Source organism: Erwinia persicina NBRC 102418, assembly GCF_001571305.1.
GTDB classification, from domain to species: Bacteria; Pseudomonadota; Gammaproteobacteria; order Enterobacterales; family Enterobacteriaceae; genus Erwinia; species Erwinia persicina.
Genome location: NZ_BCTN01000001.1, coordinates 419,820 through 438,306 on the forward strand (window position 1 = coordinate 419,820; position 18,487 = coordinate 438,306).

Here is an 18,487-nt window from a genome sequence, read left to right on the forward strand (position 1 = left end):
GCGATGGTATTAGTAGCCGAAGAGGAAGCAAGCCCTCGGATGAATTATCAGTTTTTTCATCGGTCACGTCTGAGCAAACCAGACCGGCCAAAGAGGCCTCGCGCAGGCCTCGTCATCACGGTCCTCATACCCGCAGTGGACTGAAAACTGCCCTGCCTTCGCCAACCGATGAAGGGGAAAGATCTGTTTTCAACAAATCTTCCCCTGGAACCCGGGTTTTACCGCTTACCACCACTGATGAAAATGATGTACCGGCCCCTGTCCGTGTCCCACTTCCAGCGAGTCTGCCTGCTCCAGTGCGCCCTGCAGCCAGTGCCGGGCCGCCTGAACGGTCGTGGGCCAGTCATCATGGCGCGGGCGCAGCGCGGCCAGCGCCGCCGAGAGTGAACAGCCGGTGCCATGCGTGTTACGGGTGTTCACCCGTGGCGCAGTAAAGCGCTGTTCTCCCTCACGGGTGAACAGCCAGTCCGGGCTTTCCGACTCGCTGAGATGACCGCCTTTCATCAGCACAGCCTGGCAGCCGAGGGCCAGCAGCGCCCGTCCCTGCTCGCGCATCTCCTCCTCGTTGCGCGCCTGCGCACATCCCAGCAGTGCGGCGGCCTCCGGCAGGTTAGGTGTAATCAGTGAAACCTGCGGCAGCAGTCGATCCCGTAGCGTACTCACCGCCTCGGCCGACAGCAGCGGATCGCCGCTTTTGGCCAGCATCACCGTATCCAGCACCACCCAGGGAACGCGGGTCTGTTTCAGCCGCCCGGACACCACCTCAACGATGGCACTTTCTGACAGCATGCCAATTTTAATCGTGTCGATGCGCACGTCGGACAAAACGGAATCCAGCTGCGCGGCAACAAACGCCGGCTCAACGCGGCAGATCGACTGCACGCCGGTGGTGTTCTGCGCCACCAGCGCGGTGATCACGCTGGTGCCATACGCACCCAGCGCGGAGAATGCTTTCAGATCAGCCTGGATCCCTGCCCCACCGCTGGGGTCGGTACCGGCAATTGTCAGCGCGTTAATCCTTTTCATCACTGCACCTCCGGGTTCAGCCGGTACAGGGCATCAAGAAAGGCCGGAATGAAACTGCCTGGCCCGTCCACCGCTGTAGCCGCACGCTCGCCGGCCAGCGACACCACGCGGCAGGCGCTGGCCACATGTGTGAGGCGGTCGCCCGGCAGTGCGGCAAAGCCGGCCACGACCGCCGACAGCGCACAGCCGGTCCCTACCACCCGCGTCATCAGCGGGTCGCCGCCGCCCACGCTCAGGGTACGGAGGCCGTCGGTAATAAAATCGGTTTCACCGGTGACGGCCACAATCGCGCCTGTCTCCTGCGCCAGCGAAACAGCCGCCTGCAGCGCCGCCGTGGAGGCGTGCCGGCTGTCGACGCCCCGGCCGCTGACGCTCTGCCTGGCCAGCGCCATGATTTCGGAAGCGTTACCCCGGACAGCGGCCGGTTTCAGTCCCAGCGTCTGCTGGCAGAAGGCCGTGCGGAAGTCCAGTGCGCCAACGGCTACCGGATCTAACGTCCAGGGACGCCCGGCCTGCCTGGCGGCATTAATGGCCGCCAGCATCGCTTCGCTGCGGCTGCGGGTCAGCGTACCGACATTCACCAGCAGGGCATCGGCAACAGGGCTGAACTGTGCCGCCTCCTGCGGATCGATCACCATTGCCGGGGAAGCCCCCAGCGCCAGCAGCACGTTAGCCGTAAAGGCCTGTACCACATCATTGGTCATACAGTGGGTCAGAGGGGAATGCTGACGATACAGCCGCAGGGAATGCGCCATATCGGCATGGCTGAGGTCTTGAGGTTGGATCATTCTTCGCTCCCAACCGGCGATCAAGAAGGCGATGCCGGTCGGGCATCTGACTTCCCTACGCTGGCATTATCCAGATCAGGTTATACGGGTATTTCTCAGCCTTCACGCAGAAGGGCACCCCGAGTCAGTGATGATTTTTTTACAGTCGGTGCCAGCATAAGGAAGTGGCAGAGTATTGGCAAGCCCCGGGCCGTGCTGCCCTGCCGTCGGTCATCAGGGTATCTTCAGCGCGATCGGCCCCCCGGCGGGGAATGACGCCGCACATAGTCACGCGGCGAACAGCCCATCGTGCGTTTAAAGGCGGTACTGAAGGCACTTTCGGACTCATAGCCCAGCGAGGGCGCAAGCGCAGAAATGGGCAGGTCGGTGTTCAGCAGTTTGTCTCCGGCCAGCAGCATGCGCCAGCGGGTCAGATAATCCATCGTTGACGACCCGACCTTAGTTTTAAACTTCAGCGCAAAGGCCGAGCGGGACATACCGGCACGCTGTGCCAGCGATGGTAACGTCCAGCGATAAGCCGGATCGGCGTGCATGGCCTGCAGCGCCGCACCCAGCTGGTGATCGGCCAGGGCATACAGCCAGCCCACGGCGTCCCCTTTACCACCCGACTCCATATGCTGCCGCAGCGCCTGAATCAGTATCATATGCGCCAGATGTTCAGCGATCAGGGCATGTCCCGGACGCTGTTCATCCAGCTCGGCCATCATCTGCGCAACCAGCCAGCGCAGGGTCGCCTGGTCATTTTCCGCCCGCAGATGGATCACCGCAGGCAGCATGGTCAGCAGAATCGTGGCGTGGGGGTCGTCCAGGAAGAAGCGGCTGCCGGTCATCAGGCAGTCTCCCCCGCCGTTGTGACGGATCACCCCGCCGGCGCGCGGGGCGGCAAACACCACCGCCCAGTCTGTCGCCGGGTGTGACAGGTCGCTGGCCATAACAAAGGGTCGTCCGGTAGGAAGCAGGAAGCAGTCCCCCGCCGACAATCGTACCGGGTCAGTCTCCCCTTCGACGGACAGCCAGCAGCCGCCCGACACCATCGAATAACATTTGATGCCCACGTTAGGTGGAAAACGCACCGCCCAGTCACCGCCCACGTCGAGGGCGCCGGAAACATACTGCTGTGGCTTGAGCAACGCGAGAATATCAGAAAGAGGATCCATGATTAATTTTGGACGATTAAAAAGATAATACGGACTTTATAGCATGGATAGGACGTGATGCGCGGGCTTAAGATAAAACCTCGCTGTTCCGTGTTATCCCACCTCTCCTTCAGGAAATGACTATGCACAACATCCGTACATCCAGCCTCTTCTCTCTGGGTTCGCGTCAGGTAAAACGACTGGGCTATGGTGCCATGCAGCTGGCAGGCCCCGGCGTTTTTGGCCCGCCCAACGATCCTGACCGCGCCCTGGCGGTTCTCAGAGCGGCAGTGGCGGCCGGCGTCAATCATATTGATACCAGTGATTTCTACGGCCCGCATATCACCAACAAACTGATCCACGAGGCACTCTCGCCCTATCCTGACGACCTCACGCTGGTGACCAAAATTGGGGCGCTGAGAGATAAAAAAGGCGGCTGGATCCCGGCCATGTCCCCCGGGGAGCTGGTCAATGCCGTCCATGACAACCTGCGAAACCTGGGGCTGGCACAGCTGGATGTGGTGAACCTCAGGATCATGTTTAATGCCGCCCAGCCACAGGAAGGTTCCATTGAAGCACCGCTGACGGCGCTGGCCGCCCTGCAGCAGCAGGGGCTGATTAAGCATATTGGTCTGAGCAACGTCACCCCGGCGCAGATTGCCGAAGCACGCGCAATCTGCGAAATCGTCTGCGTTCAGAATCATTACAACCTGGCACACCGCACGGATGATGCGCTGATTGATGCGCTGGCCCGGGAAGGGATTGCCTATGTGCCGTTCTTCCCGCTTAACGGTTTTAATCCGCTTCAGTCTGCTACGCTGACCCGCGTTGCCGAACAGCTCAACGCCACCCCCATGCAGATCGCCCTGGCCTGGCTTCTTCACCGTTCACCTAACATCCTGCTGATCCCGGGCACATCATCCGTTGCCCACCTGCAGGAAAACCTGGCAGCGGCGTCACTCCACCTGCCGGATGACGCCCTGAATGCACTGAACGGCATTACCGGAAGCAATACATTATAAAGCCTCACCCTCTTTCGGGGCGGCCTGATCAGGAACAGGACAGACAGTGAGGGCAGGCAAAGGAGGCAGGACTCACGCTCAGTAGCGAGTGAACAGCGGACGTAGCGCTGTCATTCGTTATTTCCCCTCAACACGCAGAAGGCGGGAGGGACGCGCTGTCTCGGGACATGGAAATAATAAGTATTACCGCTGCATAAAAAGGCCACTATCCCTGCTCGGCCACCAGCAGCGCCAGCGTGTCGGGCTCCAGCGCCCTGAAGATATGCTCGCGATCGGCCGGATAGCAGATGTAATCTCCTGGAGCCAGTTCTTCAGCTTCCTCCTTCAGCCCCACCAGCGCCCGTCCCTGCGTGACAATAATATGCTCCACCGAACCTGGCGGATGCGGCTGTGAAAGGCGGTCAGCGCCGGGCTGGGCCATCAGCAGGTAGATATCACGCCGCGCACCCGGCGGGCAGCTGGCCAGCAGGATCGCCTGATAGTTCGCTTCCCCGGCGACGACTTTCGGTCCTTCACCGCGCCGGATCACCTGGGTTTTAGGCAGCTCAGGCTCCAGCAGTCTGGCAAAAGGGATATTCAGCGCCACGCACAGCGCCCAGAGCGTTTCAATGCTGGGATTACCGTTCCCCGCCTCTAACTGGGACAGCGTTGATTTTGCAATCCCTGCCCGTCTGGCGACTTCCGCCAGGGACAGCCCGGTCAGCGTACGCTCCCGGATCAAACTTTCTGCAATTACTGCAATGGGCTGGGTCATTTTTTGCCTTATCGTTCGCTAAATCGAACGTTACGTTCGGGTTGATCTCTTTCTGCACTGCGTTCATTATAATGGATACTTCGTTCGTTATGGTAAAATTTTATGATGACCCGTCATTTTTCTTCACTCAGCCCGGACACACGTAAAGGCATCTATCTGATCTGCCTGGCGGTCGGGGTGGTGGGTATTTCGTATGGCTCGCTGGCCACCGCCTATGGTTTCCCGCTCTGGGTTCCACTGTTCTCCAGCCTGTTTGTGCTGGCCGGCGCCTCGGAGTTTATGTTTATTGCTATTGTCGCGGGAGGCGGTAATCCCCTGGCGGCAGCCGTCGCCGGCCTGCTGGTCAATGCGCGCCACTTTCCCTTTGGCATTGCCGTGCGCGACCTCGTGGGTTCGCGCCTCTCTGCCGTTCTGGGTTGCCATATCATGAACGATGAAAGCGTGGTGTTTGGGTTGTCGCAGACCACACACGCGCAGCGTAAAGCCGCCTTCTGGCTATGTGGCCTGGGCGTGGCACTGGTCTGGCCGCTGGGGACAGTGCTGGGCAGCGTGGTTGGCAGGCTGCTGCCTGATACGCAGATGATTGGTCTGGATGCCGTCTTTCCGGCGATCTTACTGGCGCTGGTCATTCCTGCGCTGAAATCACGCACGACGCTGCTGCGCGCCTCCAGCGGGGCGGCAATCTCTCTGCTGGCAGTACCCTTTACCCCGACCGGGCTGCCTGTACTGCTCTCTATGATCGGCCTGCTGGCGAGGAAAAAATAATGGCAGATAACACTCTGTTAATTGGCGGTATCGCCGTTCTGGCGCTGGGCACATGGCTGATGCGCTTTGCGGGCGCTCAACTGGGCAACAGGATGGCGCTGTCGGAGGATGCCCGCAGGCTGCTGTCTGACGCGGCCACAACCCTGCTGTTTGCGGTTGCGCTGGCCAGTACCTTCTACGAAGGCACCCATTTTTCCGGGATCGCCCGCGTCACCGGCGTCGCGGTGGCCGTCATACTGGCCTGGCGTAAAATGCCGCTGATTGTGGTGATCCTTGCGGCGGCAGCGGTGACGGCCCTGCTGCGTTTTATCGGTATCCCCTAGTCTTTGCCGGCGGCGGGCTGGCCGTGTTTTTGCAGGATCGTTTTTTTCAACAGTGCAGCGGTATGCTCCACAAAGGTCGCCACGGCCAGCGGGATATGGTGACGGCTGGGGTAGACAATCGACAGATCGTTATTCATCTGCCCGTAATCCGGCAGGACCGCAATCAACTGCTGACGCGTTATGCTGTCATATAACAGCGACTCCGGTAAAAAACAGATCCCCAGCCCGTTTTGCGCCGCTTTCAGCTGCGCCTGTGCGGTATTGGCTGAAAAACGTCCGCTAACGTCAACCTGAACCTCGCCCTCTGGCCCCCTCAGATGCCAGACCGTGCGCGCGGCAGCATGACAGTGAGTAATACAGGTGTGATGCTGCAGCGCGAGGATATCGTCAGGCATGCCAGCGGCATCGAGGTAAGCCTGACTGGCTGCCAGCAGGCGGCGGCCGGTGCTGATTTTGCGCGCCACCAGGCTGGAATCCTTCAGCTCCCCGCCACGAAAGGCCACATCAATCCCCTCGCCAATCATATCCGCATGCGTGTCGCTGAGGACAAAATCCAGATGCACACCGGGATATAACGCGAGAAATTCTGCCACCCACTCCATTAAAAACAGATCAAAAAAGTCAGCCGGTGCCGCCACTTTTATACGCCCTGCCGGGGCCTGATTTTCGCCGGCCAGCTGCGTGCTGATGGCGTTCAGTTCACTGATTTTTTGCGCGCTGTGCGCATACAGCTGCTCCCCGGCTCCGGTCAGCGTCAGCTTGCGGGTTGAGCGATGGAATAACCGCACGGAGAGGCTTGCCTCCAGCAGTTTGATTCGCCGGCTCAGGGTATTCGCTGGCATCCCCAGCCGCCGCGCGGCCCCGGCAAAACTCCCCGTTTCAACGATATGGACAAAGATCGCAACGTCATTGAGATCGAGCATGTTATTACGTCCAAAAATGGATGAGTGCAATGATATTACACCCCCTAATCATGCCGTGTCCGGAGGATTAAGATATTCCACTGTGACAGGCAGCCCGGGAATGATCCGTCGTTGCCTGTGTTCCCCACATTATGAGGAAGTGAGATGTCTTCGTTATCTGCCGATGAACATGCAGCTGCACGCCAGATTGCCTACCGGACAAGCGGCCGGGGAACAGGGCCAATCATTCGCCTGATGAGTCCCTCTGACTATGGCGCTCTCGTCAAACCGTTCGTTTTTCTCGATCGTTTCAGCGGCGACAGCACGATGATCGAACATATGCCCCTGCACCCTCACTCCGGTATCGCCACGGTCACCGTGCTCACCGCCGGCGATCTGCGCTTTGACGACCCGGACGCGGGACAGGGCACCATTGGCTACGGCGGCGTCGAATGGATGCGTGCCGGCGGCGGCGTCTGGCACGGTAAAGAGATGTCGGCAGGGGACTCTGCCCGCGTGGAAGGGTTTCAGCTCTGGCTGGCCCTGCCCCCGGCGCTGGAAAATGGCCCTGTCGACAGCCAGTATCTTGAGGCGCCGTCGGTGCCGCAAACCGGCCCGGCCCGGGTCATCCTTGGCGAATATAACGGCGTCAAAAGTCCGGTTCGTTCCCCCGAGGGGATCAACTATCTGCTGGTGACGCTTCCCGCCCGCACCGTCTGGCACTATATCCCTCCTGAAAATCATACCTGCCTGTGGCTGAGTCTCAGTCAGGGAACGCTGCATACGCCTGATGCGGTAGCCAAAGGTGAGATGGTTATTTTCAGCGCCGGCACAGAGCCCGTGACACTGCAGGCCGGAGAGGAAGAAACACGGTTTGTCATCGGCTCGGCCGTTGATCATCCCTGGCCGCTTTCGCTGGGTAACTACTCCGTTCACACCAGTGAAGCAGCATTACGCGCAGGCGAAGCTAAAATTAAAGAGATCGGTCACCGGCTGCGCGAAGAAATGCGGGGCAAGCCTCAGTCCGGCTCCCTGCCGGTTTATCAATAACGTGGCTTATTCTGGCCCTCAGCGGAGTTCTGTTCTGTGACTGTGTTACGTCGTCTTTTTACACGCTTTTTTACACCAAAAGAGAATGCCATTCATCCCGAAAAGGAAAATAAAATGCCAAAGATTTTAGTGCTTTATCATTCAATGTACGGTCATATTGAAACGCTGGCCCAAAACGTTGCTGAAGGCGCCGCCAGCGTTGAGGGTGCAGAAGTGACGGTCAAACGCGTGCCTGAAACGATGGATAGCGAAGCGTTCAAAACCTATGGCGGTAAAACCGATCAGAAAGCCGCCATTGCCAGCCCGGCCGAGCTGGCGGACTATGATGCCATTATTATTGGCACACCGACCCGCTTTGGTAATATGTCGGGCCAGATGCGTAACTTCCTTGATCAAACCGGCGGCCTGTGGGCGAAAGGCGCACTCGTCGGCAAAATTGCCAGCGTCTTTACCTCTACCGGGACCGGCGGCGGTCAGGAGATGACCATTACCTCTACCTGGACCACGCTGGCTCACCACGGGATGATCATTGTCCCTATCGGCTACAGCACCCCCGAGCTGTTCGATATCTCTCAGGTCAGTGGGGGAACACCCTACGGTGCGTCAACGCTGGCAGGCGGCGACGGCTCACGTCAGCCGGACGAACGTGAGCGGGCTATTGCCAGACATCAGGGTAAATACGTAGCGGAGATCGCTCGCAAAATGCAGTAACAGGCCTGACGCTATGAGAAAAAAGAGATGATGCCTTCATCTCTTTTTTTTTGCGCTACACTCTGCGCCATAGCCACCCGGCGTATCTGTAGCAGGAGTTTAACGATGACAATCCGTCCCTTTACCGAAGCCGACCGGCCGTTTTTACGCACGCTGTTTCTTGCCTCCCGTAAGGCAAACTGGACCTGGCTGGATGACAGCCAGTGGCAGCTGGAAGATTTCGACAGGATCACGCTGGGCGAGCGGGTACTTGTTGCCGAGGAAGACGGTCATCGTGTCGGTTTTGCCGCCGTACTGGATAACGATAACTTCCTGCACAGTCTGTTTATCGACCCGGCCTGCCAGGGCAGCGGTGCCGGCAGTGCCTTACTACAGGCGGTGCAGAAAAGCTTCACCTCAACCGGGGCGCTGAAGTGCCTGGCGGAAAATGTGCAGGCGCAGCGTTTTTACAAAAAGCACGGCTGGCGCGTAGTGGCTGAAGGTGACAGCGATCAGGGGGAATACCTGCTGATGCACTACGTGCTGTAACGCTTTCCGCGCATTATCTGCTCACGACGCGTGTGCCCGGGACGGGCTATCTGTAGCCGTTGACGTGCGCTGAAAAATCCTTTTCACGCTCACCAGGGACTGTGGCATGTGGAATGTATTTCATCTGGTTGACCTCGCCGGCACGCTGGCCTTTGCCCTCAGCGGTGCCACGGCCGGGGTGCGGGAGGATTTCGATGTCTTCGGCGTGTTTGTGCTGGCTGCCACAACGGCGGTGGGGGGCGGCATTATCCGCGATATATGTATTGCCAGCCTGCCCCCGGCGGGGCTGGTCAGCCTGGCCTATCTGGTCATCATTCTGGTGGCCGTCCTGTGCGTCGCCTTCTTCCAGCGTCTGCTCCTCTCTTTCGAGAAAGCCACGCTGTTTTTTGATGCGCTGGGGCTGGGCTTTTTTGCCGCGTTTGGGGCCAATAAAACCTGGCAGCACACCCACAGTATTGAGCTGGCGATACTGCTGGGATGCATCAGTGCGGTGGGGGGTGGCTGTCTGCGCGACCTGTTAACCGGCAGGCCCCCGGCCATCTTCAGCAAGGATATTTATGCCAGTGCAGCGCTGGTGGGGGCAGCCATTGAACTGACCGGATCGGCCGAGGTTATTCCGCAGATGTGGAGTGCCTGGCTGGCCATTACGGTCTGCACGTTGCTGCGCCTGATGGCACTAAAATATAAAATCGGCTTGCCGTTGATTAAACACAACGGATTATAATAACGTTTTAGCACAGAGAATGGCCTTTCCCGATGATAAGCAGATCCCCACATGAACAAGCTGGCGTCAGCGCCCGTGCCTACGAGATGCTGCAGTACCTGAACCGCATCGCCCGTGGCGATCGGGCGTTCACGATTCTGGACACGCTGCTTAACCACCGCTGTAACGTCACACCCGATAATGACTTTACCCTGATCCTCCAGTTGTTTGATGCCGGTAAAATTGATTTTGATTATTCGATGGTGGAGGGTTTTCAGCAAAGGCATGTCCGGTTGACATGAGGCTAATCACGGCCGGCCCCGTCGCGGGCCGGCCCGCCAGCATTACACCGCGCGGAAGGCGATATCCTCCGGGATGACCTCGCCCTGCCAGTAAAGCCGGGAGGCAACCTGGGTCGCCAGCTGGCGATACAGCCCGGTAAACTCACTCCCGGGCCGGCGGATAACGGTGGGCTCCCCGTTATCCAGATCTTCCCGCAGGCTGATGTGCAGCGGCAGCTGACTCAGCAGGTGCGTGTGGTACTGTTCCGCCAGTTTTGCCGCCCCTCCCGTGCCGAAGATCGGCTCGTGGTGTCCGCACTGGCTGCAGATATGCATACTCATGTTCTCGACCACCCCCAGCACCGGCACATTCACTTTTTCAAACATCACGATGCCTTTACGCGCATCGATCAGCGCAATATCCTGCGGGGTAGTGACCACAACGGCACCGGTCACCGGCACGTTCTGCGCCAGCGTGAGCTGAATATCGCCGGTCCCCGGTGGCATATCCAGCACCAGATAATCCAGCTCCGGCCACAGCGTCTCGTTCAGCAACTGCATCAGCGCCTTGCTGGCCATCGGGCCGCGCCAGACCATCGCATTATCCTCCGTGACCAGATAGCCAATAGAGTTCGTCGCCAGGCCGTGCGCCATAATGGGGGCCATATGGGTGCCGTCCGGAGAGGTCGGGCGCTGATCCTGAACCCCCAGCATATCCGGGATTGACGGTCCATAAATGTCAGCATCCAGCAGGCCCACTTTCGCCCCTTCTGCGGCCAGCGCCAGCGCCAGGTTCACCGCCGTCGTGGATTTCCCCACCCCGCCCTTGCCGGAGCTGATGGCGATAATGTTTTTCACCCCGTTCACGCCTGGACGGTTTTTCACGCGCTGAAGCGTGGCCACGTTCAGCGTTAATCGCCAGGCGATGGCCGCCGCCCCGGTCAGGCGCAACAGATCTGCGCTAACCGTGGCTTTCAGTGTCTCGAACGGACTTTGCCAGACAAACGGCATACTGAGTTCAATATGCAGCGTATTGTCCATCAGCGCACAGTGGTGCAGCGCCTTCAGGACGGTGAGGTTATGGTGCAATGTAGGATGTTCAAACGTGGTCAGCACGCCCGTCACGATAGCGCGCAGCGCTTCGGGGGAGTGATGCCCCTGGGATTGTGAAGTCATCTGGGTTCCTTGATATGGCGACTCTGTATTTATGCCTTTAAGCATATCAGATCTGTTCGGGGGTAACTTATCGCCCGGGAAAAAACCGCAGGGAGTTGAACCCCTTGTTTACGCAGGGACAGGCAATCGGTTACCATCTAAACCCCCTTTTTCAACAGGTATGAGCTAAGTCTTACTATGACTCAAGTCGCGAAAAAAATTTTGGTAACGTGCGCACTGCCGTACGCTAATGGCTCCATTCATCTCGGCCACATGCTCGAGCATATCCAGGCAGATATTTGGGTCCGTTACCAGCGAATGCGCGGCAACCAGGTTTACTTCATCTGTGCCGATGACGCACACGGGACGCCGATCATGCTGAAAGCCCAGCAGATGGGCATTGCGCCTGAGCAGATGATTGCCGATATGAGTCAGGAACATCAGACCGACTTTGCCGGTTTTGATATCAGCTACGACAATTATCACTCAACGCACAGCGAAGAGAACCGTGAGCTGTCTGCACTGATCTATACCCGACTGAAAGAGAACGGTTTTATCAAGAACCGCACCATTTCTCAGCTCTACGATCCGGAAAAAGGCATGTTTCTGCCCGACCGTTTTGTCAAAGGCACCTGCCCGAAATGTAAGGCGCCGGATCAGTACGGTGATAACTGTGAAGTCTGTTCGGCCACCTACAGCCCGACCGAACTGATCGATCCTAAGTCCGTGGTATCCGGGGCGACCCCCGTGATGCGTGACTCTGAGCACTTCTTCTTCGATCTGCCAGAGTTCAGCGCCATGCTGCAAGCCTGGACCCGCTCCGGAGCGTTGCAGGAGCAGGTGGCAAACAAAATGCAGGAATGGTTCGAATCCGGCCTGCAGCAGTGGGATATCTCCCGCGATGCCCCGTACTTCGGCTTTGAGATCCCTGACGCCCCGGGCAAATATTTCTACGTCTGGCTGGATGCGCCGATCGGCTACATGGGCTCGTTCAAAAACCTGTGCGACAAGCGTGGCGATATCGACTTTGATGCCTTCTGGCAGAAAGATTCTGATGCCGATCTCTATCACTTTATTGGTAAAGACATCGTTTATTTCCACAGCCTGTTCTGGCCGGCGATGCTGGAAGGCAGCAATTTCCGTAAACCGACCAACCTGTTTGTGCATGGTTATGTCACGGTGAACGGCGCGAAAATGTCTAAATCGCGCGGCACGTTCATTAAAGCCAGCACCTGGCTGCAGCACCTGGATGCCGACAGCCTGCGCTACTACTACGCGGCGAAGCTCTCCTCGCGCATTGATGACATCGACCTGAATCTGGAAGATTTCGTGCAGCGCGTAAACGCTGACATCGTCAACAAAGTGGTTAACCTGGCATCGCGCAATGCCGGCTTTATCACCAAGCGTTTCAACGGACAGCTCTCCGCTGAACTGGCCGATCCTGCGCTGTACAAGACCTTTACCGATGCGTCTGCCAGCATCGGGGAAGCCTGGGCCAGCCGTGAGTTCAGCCGCGCGGTGCGTGAAATTATGGCACTGGCCGACGTCGCCAACCGCTATGTTGACGAGCAGGCTCCGTGGGTCGTCGCGAAGCAGGAAGGCCGGGATGCCGACCTGCAGGCGATCTGCTCCATGGGCATCAACCTGTTCCGCGTGCTGATGACCTGGCTGAAGCCGGTGCTGCCTTCGCTTACTGCGCGTACCGAAGCGTTCCTCAATCAGGAGCTGACCTGGGACGGCATCCAGCAGCCGTTGCTGAACCACAGCATTGCGCCGTTCAAAGCCCTGTATGGCCGCATTGAGATGGATAAAGTGAACGGACTGATCGAAGCGTCAAAAGAAGATGCTGCGGCGGCGAAAGCCCCGGCCAGCGGCCCGCTGGCGGACGATCCGATTCAGGACACCATCAGCTTTGACGATTTTGCTAAAGTCGACATGCGTATTGCGCTGATTGAGAACGCAGAATATGTTGAAGGATCTGACAAGCTGCTGCGCCTCTCACTGGATCTGGGGGGAGAAAAGCGCAATGTCTTCTCCGGCATCCGGGCTGCCTATCCGGATCCGGCCGTGCTGGTGGGCCGCCTGACGGTGATGGTCGCCAACCTGGCTCCGCGTAAAATGCGCTTTGGCCTCTCCGAAGGTATGGTCATGGCAGCCGGTCCCGGCGGAACAGATATCTTCCTGCTCAGCCCTGACAGCGGCGCCCAGCCGGGCCAGCAAGTGAAGTAACCCTCATGCTGTGTAGGGGTTGACCTTCTGTACCGGTCAACCCGTTGTTAAGATGTCAGTCATCTGCACGGGGCGGCCGGTAAAAGGGTCGCCCCCTACTGTTCAGGACACTGAATGCATACCGCCCTCGTTACGCTATGGCACTATCTCCGCGCTTTTCTCATTATCTATCTGTGCCTGTATGCCGGGCGCGGACTTTCTGCCCTGCTACCGGTGGCCATCCCCGGCAGTATTCTCGGCATGCTGATGTTGTTTGCTCTCCTGGCCTCGCAGCTGCTGCCGGTTCACTGGGTCAAGCCCGGTTGTCACCTGCTGATCCGCTATATGGCGCTGCTGTTCGTGCCGATTAGCGTTGGCGTGATGAACGACATGGATATTCTCACCGCCCAGTTTGGCCCGATTGTTATCTCCTGCGTCGTCAGCACGCTGATCGTACTGGTGACCATCGGGCTGATGTCGCAGCATCTTAACGACCGCCACCAGCGGCGTACAGGAGCACAGGATGAGTGATATCTGGTGGTCGCTGCCGCTGACCGTACTGGTGTTTCTGGGCGCGCGTAAACTGGCGGCCAGGGTAAAAATGTCGATTGTTAACCCACTGCTGATTGCCATGGCGGTGATCATTCCGCTTCTGCTGCTGTTACAGATGCCCTACACCCGCTATTTCCAGGGCAGCGCCCTGCTGAACGATCTGCTGCAACCGGCGGTGGTGGCGCTGGCGTTGCCGCTGTACGAGCAGATGCATCAGATCCGTTCACGCTGGCGGTCCATTATCAGCGTCTGCTTCGTTGGCAGCATAACGGCGATGGTGTCGGGTACGGCCATTGCGCTGTGGCTGGGTGCCACGCCGCAGATTGCCGCCACCCTGCTGCCCAAGTCGGTGACCACGCCGATTGCCATGGCGGTCTCAGGCACGCTGGGGGGGATTCCGGCCATCAGCGCCATTTGCGTGCTGCTGGCGGGCGTGCTGGGTGCGGTGTTTGGCCATATGCTGCTCAACCTGTTACGGGTGCGCAGTAAATCGGCACGCGGCCTGGCCATCGGTAATGCCTCTCATGCGCTGGGCACCGCGCGCGCTGCTGAAATCGACTATCAGGAGGGAGCATTCAGCTCGCTGGCGCTGGTGCTGTGCGGCATCATTACCTCACTGCTGGCACCGTTCATTTTTCCGTTGCTGATGGCGCTCTGGGGCTAAAACTTGCGATAAGTCTCGCATTTTGCTGATCAATTTCATTTATTACATTGATAGAGAGACACAGATCACATATAACTGGCTGCCGGCCCGCTACCATGGGCTGCATCCAGCGAAAGAGGCCCCACTATGCACCCACGTTATCAGCAGGCATTTGCCACCCTACCTACCCTGTTACAGAGCGCGTTGCAGCCGGTTTTATCCGCAGACGATTTTGCCGGATTTATCACCGCCAGCCAGGCACAGGCGCTGAAAAACCACTGCAATTACAGCGACAGCGAACTGGCCTTCGCCCTGCTACCGCTGGCGGCCGCCTGTGCGGTAGCGACGCTATCCGACTTTAAAGTGGGCGCGATAGCACGCGGCAAAAGTGGCACGCTGTGGTTTGGTGCCAACATGGAGTTTGCCGGGGCGACCATGCAGCAGACCGTGCACGCCGAGCAGAGCGCCGTGACGCACGCCTGGCTCAGGGGGGAAAGCGCGCTGGAAAGTATTACCGTTAACTACACGCCATGCGGCCACTGCCGTCAGTTTATGAATGAGCTGAACAGCGGCACCGGGCTGACCATTGAACTGCCCGGCCGCGCAGCGGCCACGTTAGGTCACTATCTGCCTGACTCCTTCGGACCGCGCGACCTGGCGATCACCACCCTGCTGATGGATAAGATTGACCACGGCTTTGTCGCCAGCGGTGATGCCGTCGATCAGGCTGCTGTGGCTGCTGCCAGCCGTAGCCACGCGCCCTACAGTAAAGCGTGGAGCGGTGTGGCGCTGCAAACCACTGACGGGGCCCTCTTTGCCGGGAGCTATGCAGAAAATGCCGCCTTCAACCCGAGCCTGCCGCCGTTGCAGGGGGCGCTGAACCTGCTTAATCTTAGCGGCCGCCCATTAAGCACTATTCAGCGTGCCGTTCTGGCCGAAGCGCCGGATGCCTTACTGAGTCAGCAAAGCGCCACCGCTGCCACGCTGGCCGCGCTGGGATGCACGCAATTCAGCACCCTTCCCCTGGTGAAGTCGTAAGAAAAGCCGTTGTAATTCGAGAAAGATCGCAGCTTTTGTTATTGCGTGTTAACAAAAGCTGTACTTTCAGATGAATTATTTTAGGATTGGCCCCACACCATCCCGATCCTAATAGAGTATGAATTGCATGGAACTCGAATACGAAAGTAAACGACCGCTATACATCCCTTATGCTGGGCCCATCTTGCTGGAATTTCCCCTTCTGAATAAAGGCAGCGCGTTCTCCATTGAAGAGCGTAACGACTTCAACCTGAATGGTCTGCTGCCGGAAACCGTCGAGAGCATTGAGGAGCAGGCAGAGCGGGCGTGGCGTCAGTTCCAGGACTTCAAAAACAATAACGACAAGCACGTTTACCTGCGCAACATCCAGGACACCAACGAAACGCTGTTTTACCGCCTGCTCGACAATCATCTGGAAGAGATGATGCCGATCATCTACACCCCAACGGTGGGTGCCGCCTGTGAGCACTTCTCAGAAATTTATCGTCGCGCGCGCGGCCTGTTTATCTCTTATCCGAACCGCGCCAACATTGAAGACATGCTGCAGAACGCCACCAAACAGAATGTGAAGGTGATTGTGGTCACCGACGGTGAGCGCATCCTCGGTCTGGGAGACCAGGGGATCGGCGGTATGGGTATCCCCATCGGTAAACTGTCTCTTTACACCGCCTGTGGCGGCATCAGCCCGGCATACACCCTGCCGGTGGTGCTGGACGTGGGCACCAATAACCAGCAGTTGCTGAATGACCCGCTGTATATGGGCTGGCGTCATCCGCGTATCACTGGCGAAGAGTACGACAGCTTCGTCAATGACTTTATCCACGCCGTGAAGAGCCGCTGGCCTAACGTGCTGCTGCAGTTCGAAGACTTCGCCCAGAAAAACGCGATGCCGCTGCTTGAGCGCTACCGTGATGAAGTCTGCTGCTTTAACGACGATATTCAGGGTACGGCGGCGGTGACGCTGGGTACGCTGATTGCCGCCAGCCGCGCTGCCGGCAGCAAGCTGTGCGAGCAGAAAGTGGTCTTCCTCGGGGCGGGTTCTGCCGGGTGTGGAATTGCCGAACAAATCATCGCCCAGATGAAATCAGAAGGCCTGAGCGACGAAGAAGCCCGTGCGCGCGTCTTCATGGTTGACCGTTTCGGCCTGCTGACGGACAAGCTGCCCAACCTGCTGAATTTCCAGAGCCGACTGGTGCAGAAAAGCGAAAGCCTGGCCGGTTGGGACAGCAGCAGTGATTCCCTCTCGCTGCTCGATGTGGTGCGCAATGTGCAGCCAAACATCATGATCGGCGTATCGGGGCAGCCGGGCCTGTTCAGCGAAGAGATCGTCCGTGAAATGCATAAGCACTGTGCGCGCCCGATCATCATGCCGCTGTCAAACCCAACCTCCCGTGTGGAAGCGACCCCACAGGACATCATGGCGTGGACCGATGGTAATGCACTGGTCGCCACGGGCAGCCCGTTCTCTCCGGTCAGCTGGAAAGACAAAATCTATCCAATTGCCCAGTGCAACAACTCCTATATCTTCCCGGGCATTGGCCTTGGGGTTATTGCCTCCGGCGCAACCCGCGTGACGGACAGTATGCTGATGGCCGCCAGTCGTGCGCTGGCAGACTGCTCACCACTGGCCAATGACGGTACCGGCCCGGTACTGCCTGAAGTGAAAGATATTCAGGGCGTGTCAAAACTGATCGCCATGGCGGTTGGTAAGGCGGCCCAGCTGGCTGGCGTCGCGGTCGTCACGTCCGAAGATGTGCTCTCTAAAGCCATCGCCGCTAACTTCTGGCTGCCGCAGTATCGTAACTACCGTCGCACTTCCATCTGACGGCTGGCCTCCCGGCGCCCATCACTGGGCGTCGGGCAGGTTTTGGGTGAAAAAAGCCCATTCAACACACTGTTACTTGCTTCACTCCTCCGGCTCAAGTAGCCTTGAAACCACTTCTCCCTGGCAACCCGAGCACCGTTCAGCATGTTGAAACGCCTGACTTATGGTCTGATTATCATCATCACCCTGGTGGTTCTGACCGCGCTTGGGCTTGACCGCTGGATCAGCTGGAAAACGGCCCCCTATATTTACGATGATATGAAGGCGCTGCCCCACCGTCAGGTTGGCGTAGTGCTGGGTACGGCTAAGTATTACCGTACCGGTGTGATTAACCAGTATTACCTCTACCGGATGCAGGGTGCGATTAACGCTTACAACAGCGGTAAGGTCAATTATCTGCTGCTGTCTGGCGATAACGCCCAACAAAGCTATAACGAACCGATGACTATGCGCCGCGACCTGATCGCCGCCGGGGTCGACCCGTCGGATATCGTGCTCGATTATGCCGGGTTCCGTACCCTCGACTCGATAGTGCGCACCCGCAAGGTATTTGATACCAATGATTTCATTATTATCACCCAACGCTTCCACTGTGAACGCGCGCTGTTTATTGCTCTGCATATGGGCATCCAGGCCCAGTGTTACGCGGTGCCTTCGCCCAAAAATATGTGGAGCGTACGGATGCGTGAGGTGGGTGCCCGGCTGGGTGCGCTGGCCGATCTGTATATCATGAAACGGGAACCCCGTTTTCTCGGCCCGCTGGTGCCTATTCCGGCCCGATATGAAGTGCCTGAAGATGCACAGAGTTACCCGGCCGTGACGCCAGAGCAGCTGCTGGAGATCCAGCAGAAGAAATAAAATTGTGGCTTCAGGTCGGTATATGGCTTTCAGGGATATCCGTAACGCGGACTCGCCGTAAATACTTCCCTGTAGGCTCGTGCTCGCACATCCCTGTGCTCGACGGTCCGCTTATCCTGATATCCCCGTTCGCCCTTCAGCATTACCGTTGCGGTGAGTTTAAAGCAATAAAAAGGGCCGACCCAAAAAGCGGTCGGCCCCAACATGATCTTCTGCACC

Annotated in this window: 19 protein-coding genes, 1 pseudogene and 1 riboswitch; of the genes and pseudogenes, 14 read left to right on the forward strand and 6 right to left on the reverse strand. The window is 58.3% G+C overall.

From position 1 onward, the window contains the following. Positions 1 to 225 precede the first annotated feature (225 nt). The 3 genes from thiD to EPE01S_RS01830 all read right to left on the reverse strand — a co-directional run bounded on the left by thiD (position 226) and on the right by EPE01S_RS01830 (position 2,971). Positions 226 to 1,026, reverse strand: a complete 801-nt coding sequence (gene thiD / locus EPE01S_RS01820) for a bifunctional hydroxymethylpyrimidine kinase/phosphomethylpyrimidine kinase (protein ID WP_062742855.1) — start codon at positions 1,024 to 1,026, stop codon at positions 226 to 228. Next, a complete protein-coding gene (gene thiM / locus EPE01S_RS01825) occupies positions 1,026 to 1,814 on the reverse strand; it encodes a hydroxyethylthiazole kinase (protein ID WP_062742856.1) in 789 nt (262 codons plus the stop codon). Before thiM ends, thiD begins: the two co-directional genes overlap by 1 nt. Before the next feature lie 35 nt (positions 1,815 to 1,849). Next, positions 1,850 to 1,946, reverse strand: a riboswitch (TPP riboswitch). 92 nt (positions 1,947 to 2,038) lie between these two features. Further along, positions 2,039 to 2,971 (reverse strand): AraC family transcriptional regulator, encoded by a 933-nt coding sequence (locus EPE01S_RS01830; protein ID WP_062742857.1) that lies wholly within the window; start codon positions 2,969 to 2,971, stop codon positions 2,039 to 2,041. A gap of 122 nt (positions 2,972 to 3,093) precedes the next feature. Between EPE01S_RS01830 and EPE01S_RS01835 the strand changes: the two genes are divergently transcribed. Then, positions 3,094 to 3,972: an aldo/keto reductase family oxidoreductase gene (locus tag EPE01S_RS01835; RefSeq protein ID WP_062742858.1), complete on the forward strand. Its 879-nt coding sequence runs from the start codon at positions 3,094 to 3,096 to the stop codon at positions 3,970 to 3,972. A 205-nt stretch (positions 3,973 to 4,177) separates the two neighbouring features. On the opposite strand, the gene EPE01S_RS01840 is transcribed toward EPE01S_RS01835, so the two are convergent. Next, positions 4,178 to 4,726 carry a helix-turn-helix domain-containing protein gene (locus EPE01S_RS01840; RefSeq protein ID WP_062742859.1) on the reverse strand — a complete coding sequence of 183 codons (549 nt, stop codon included), beginning with the start codon at positions 4,724 to 4,726 and terminating at the stop codon, positions 4,178 to 4,180. Positions 4,727 to 4,831: 105 nt separating this feature from the next. On the opposite strand from EPE01S_RS01840, the gene EPE01S_RS01845 reads away from it, so the two are divergent. After that, complete coding sequence (locus tag EPE01S_RS01845; protein WP_062743098.1) at positions 4,832 to 5,491, forward strand: AzlC family ABC transporter permease; 660 nt, start codon at positions 4,832 to 4,834, stop codon at positions 5,489 to 5,491. Further along, a complete protein-coding gene (locus tag EPE01S_RS01850; protein ID WP_062742860.1) occupies positions 5,491 to 5,814 on the forward strand; it encodes an AzlD domain-containing protein in 324 nt (107 codons plus the stop codon). Before EPE01S_RS01845 ends, EPE01S_RS01850 begins: the two co-directional genes overlap by 1 nt. Here EPE01S_RS01850 and EPE01S_RS01855 read toward each other — a convergent pair. Then, positions 5,811 to 6,737: a LysR family transcriptional regulator gene (locus EPE01S_RS01855; protein WP_062742861.1), complete on the reverse strand. Its 927-nt coding sequence runs from the start codon at positions 6,735 to 6,737 to the stop codon at positions 5,811 to 5,813. The two genes, EPE01S_RS01850 and EPE01S_RS01855, sit on opposite strands and share 4 nt — an antisense overlap. A 144-nt stretch (positions 6,738 to 6,881) precedes the next feature. Here EPE01S_RS01855 and EPE01S_RS01860 point away from each other — a divergent pair, with 144 nt between their 5' ends. From EPE01S_RS01860 to EPE01S_RS01880, 5 genes are all read left to right on the forward strand, one after another. Beyond that, a complete protein-coding gene (locus EPE01S_RS01860) occupies positions 6,882 to 7,766 on the forward strand; it encodes a pirin family protein (protein WP_062742862.1) in 885 nt (294 codons plus the stop codon). A gap of 114 nt (positions 7,767 to 7,880) precedes the next feature. Then, positions 7,881 to 8,477 (forward strand): NAD(P)H:quinone oxidoreductase, encoded by a 597-nt coding sequence (wrbA, locus tag EPE01S_RS01865; protein ID WP_062742863.1) that lies wholly within the window; start codon positions 7,881 to 7,883, stop codon positions 8,475 to 8,477. A gap of 105 nt (positions 8,478 to 8,582) precedes the next feature. Beyond that, positions 8,583 to 9,005, forward strand: coding sequence for a GNAT family N-acetyltransferase (locus EPE01S_RS01870; RefSeq protein WP_062742864.1), 423 nt, complete (start codon positions 8,583 to 8,585; stop codon positions 9,003 to 9,005). Positions 9,006 to 9,111: 106 nt separating this feature from the next. Continuing rightward, positions 9,112 to 9,729 carry a trimeric intracellular cation channel family protein gene (locus tag EPE01S_RS01875; RefSeq protein WP_062742865.1) on the forward strand — a complete coding sequence of 206 codons (618 nt, stop codon included), beginning with the start codon at positions 9,112 to 9,114 and terminating at the stop codon, positions 9,727 to 9,729. 32 nt (positions 9,730 to 9,761) lie between these two features. After that, on the forward strand, positions 9,762 to 10,010 hold the full coding sequence (locus EPE01S_RS01880) for a hypothetical protein (RefSeq protein ID WP_194716001.1): 249 nt from the start codon (positions 9,762 to 9,764) through the stop codon (positions 10,008 to 10,010). A 42-nt stretch (positions 10,011 to 10,052) separates the two neighbouring features. On the opposite strand, the gene apbC is transcribed toward EPE01S_RS01880, so the two are convergent. Further along, positions 10,053 to 11,165 carry an iron-sulfur cluster carrier protein ApbC gene (gene apbC, locus EPE01S_RS01885; protein WP_062742866.1) on the reverse strand — a complete coding sequence of 371 codons (1,113 nt, stop codon included), beginning with the start codon at positions 11,163 to 11,165 and terminating at the stop codon, positions 10,053 to 10,055. A gap of 168 nt (positions 11,166 to 11,333) precedes the next feature. On the opposite strand from apbC, the pseudogene metG reads away from it, so the two are divergent. From metG to sanA, 6 genes and pseudogenes are all read left to right on the forward strand, one after another. Then, positions 11,334 to 13,373: pseudogene (metG, locus tag EPE01S_RS01890) on the forward strand (methionine--tRNA ligase); the annotation flags it as partial. A 114-nt stretch (positions 13,374 to 13,487) separates the two neighbouring features. Further along, the gene (locus EPE01S_RS01895; RefSeq protein WP_062742868.1) at positions 13,488 to 13,883 is read left to right on the forward strand and encodes a CidA/LrgA family protein; all 396 of its coding nucleotides are present in this window, start codon (positions 13,488 to 13,490) and stop codon (positions 13,881 to 13,883) included. Continuing rightward, positions 13,876 to 14,568 (forward strand): CidB/LrgB family autolysis modulator, encoded by a 693-nt coding sequence (locus EPE01S_RS01900; RefSeq protein WP_062742869.1) that lies wholly within the window; start codon positions 13,876 to 13,878, stop codon positions 14,566 to 14,568. Before EPE01S_RS01895 ends, EPE01S_RS01900 begins: the two co-directional genes overlap by 8 nt. A 126-nt stretch (positions 14,569 to 14,694) precedes the next feature. Next, positions 14,695 to 15,585 carry a cytidine deaminase gene (cdd, locus tag EPE01S_RS01905; RefSeq protein ID WP_062742870.1) on the forward strand — a complete coding sequence of 297 codons (891 nt, stop codon included), beginning with the start codon at positions 14,695 to 14,697 and terminating at the stop codon, positions 15,583 to 15,585. A 127-nt stretch (positions 15,586 to 15,712) separates the two neighbouring features. After that, the gene (locus EPE01S_RS01910) at positions 15,713 to 17,410 is read left to right on the forward strand and encodes an NAD-dependent malic enzyme (protein ID WP_062742871.1); all 1,698 of its coding nucleotides are present in this window, start codon (positions 15,713 to 15,715) and stop codon (positions 17,408 to 17,410) included. Between the two features lie 144 nt (positions 17,411 to 17,554). Beyond that, on the forward strand, positions 17,555 to 18,268 hold the full coding sequence (sanA, locus tag EPE01S_RS01915) for an outer membrane permeability protein SanA (protein WP_062742872.1): 714 nt from the start codon (positions 17,555 to 17,557) through the stop codon (positions 18,266 to 18,268). The last annotated feature ends 219 nt before the right edge of the window (positions 18,269 to 18,487 follow it).

Bases quoted from the DNA above. Each gene is read 5' to 3' on its own strand.
- thiD (WP_062742855.1), bottom strand. From the start codon at position 1,026: ATGAAAAGGATTAACGCGCTGACAATTGCCGGTACCGACCCCAGCGGT.
- sanA (WP_062742872.1), top strand. From the start codon at position 17,555: ATGTTGAAACGCCTGACTTATGGTCTGATTATCATCATCACCCTGGTG.
- cdd (WP_062742870.1), top strand. From the start codon at position 14,695: ATGCACCCACGTTATCAGCAGGCATTTGCCACCCTACCTACCCTGTTA.
- EPE01S_RS01870 (WP_062742864.1), top strand. From the start codon at position 8,583: ATGACAATCCGTCCCTTTACCGAAGCCGACCGGCCGTTTTTACGCACG.
- EPE01S_RS01830 (WP_062742857.1), bottom strand. From the start codon at position 2,971: ATGGATCCTCTTTCTGATATTCTCGCGTTGCTCAAGCCACAGCAGTAT.
- EPE01S_RS01910 (WP_062742871.1), top strand. From the start codon at position 15,713: ATGGAACTCGAATACGAAAGTAAACGACCGCTATACATCCCTTATGCT.
- EPE01S_RS01860 (WP_062742862.1), top strand. From the start codon at position 6,882: ATGTCTTCGTTATCTGCCGATGAACATGCAGCTGCACGCCAGATTGCC.
- EPE01S_RS01900 (WP_062742869.1), top strand. From the start codon at position 13,876: ATGAGTGATATCTGGTGGTCGCTGCCGCTGACCGTACTGGTGTTTCTG.
- EPE01S_RS01840 (WP_062742859.1), bottom strand. From the start codon at position 4,726: ATGACCCAGCCCATTGCAGTAATTGCAGAAAGTTTGATCCGGGAGCGT.
- EPE01S_RS01895 (WP_062742868.1), top strand. From the start codon at position 13,488: ATGCATACCGCCCTCGTTACGCTATGGCACTATCTCCGCGCTTTTCTC.
- EPE01S_RS01855 (WP_062742861.1), bottom strand. From the start codon at position 6,737: ATGCTCGATCTCAATGACGTTGCGATCTTTGTCCATATCGTTGAAACG.
- apbC (WP_062742866.1), bottom strand. From the start codon at position 11,165: ATGACTTCACAATCCCAGGGGCATCACTCCCCCGAAGCGCTGCGCGCT.
- EPE01S_RS01875 (WP_062742865.1), top strand. From the start codon at position 9,112: ATGTGGAATGTATTTCATCTGGTTGACCTCGCCGGCACGCTGGCCTTT.
- EPE01S_RS01845 (WP_062743098.1), top strand. From the start codon at position 4,832: ATGACCCGTCATTTTTCTTCACTCAGCCCGGACACACGTAAAGGCATC.
- thiM (WP_062742856.1), bottom strand. From the start codon at position 1,814: ATGATCCAACCTCAAGACCTCAGCCATGCCGATATGGCGCATTCCCTG.
- EPE01S_RS01880 (WP_194716001.1), top strand. From the start codon at position 9,762: ATGATAAGCAGATCCCCACATGAACAAGCTGGCGTCAGCGCCCGTGCC.
- EPE01S_RS01835 (WP_062742858.1), top strand. From the start codon at position 3,094: ATGCACAACATCCGTACATCCAGCCTCTTCTCTCTGGGTTCGCGTCAG.
- wrbA (WP_062742863.1), top strand. From the start codon at position 7,881: ATGCCAAAGATTTTAGTGCTTTATCATTCAATGTACGGTCATATTGAA.
- EPE01S_RS01850 (WP_062742860.1), top strand. From the start codon at position 5,491: ATGGCAGATAACACTCTGTTAATTGGCGGTATCGCCGTTCTGGCGCTG.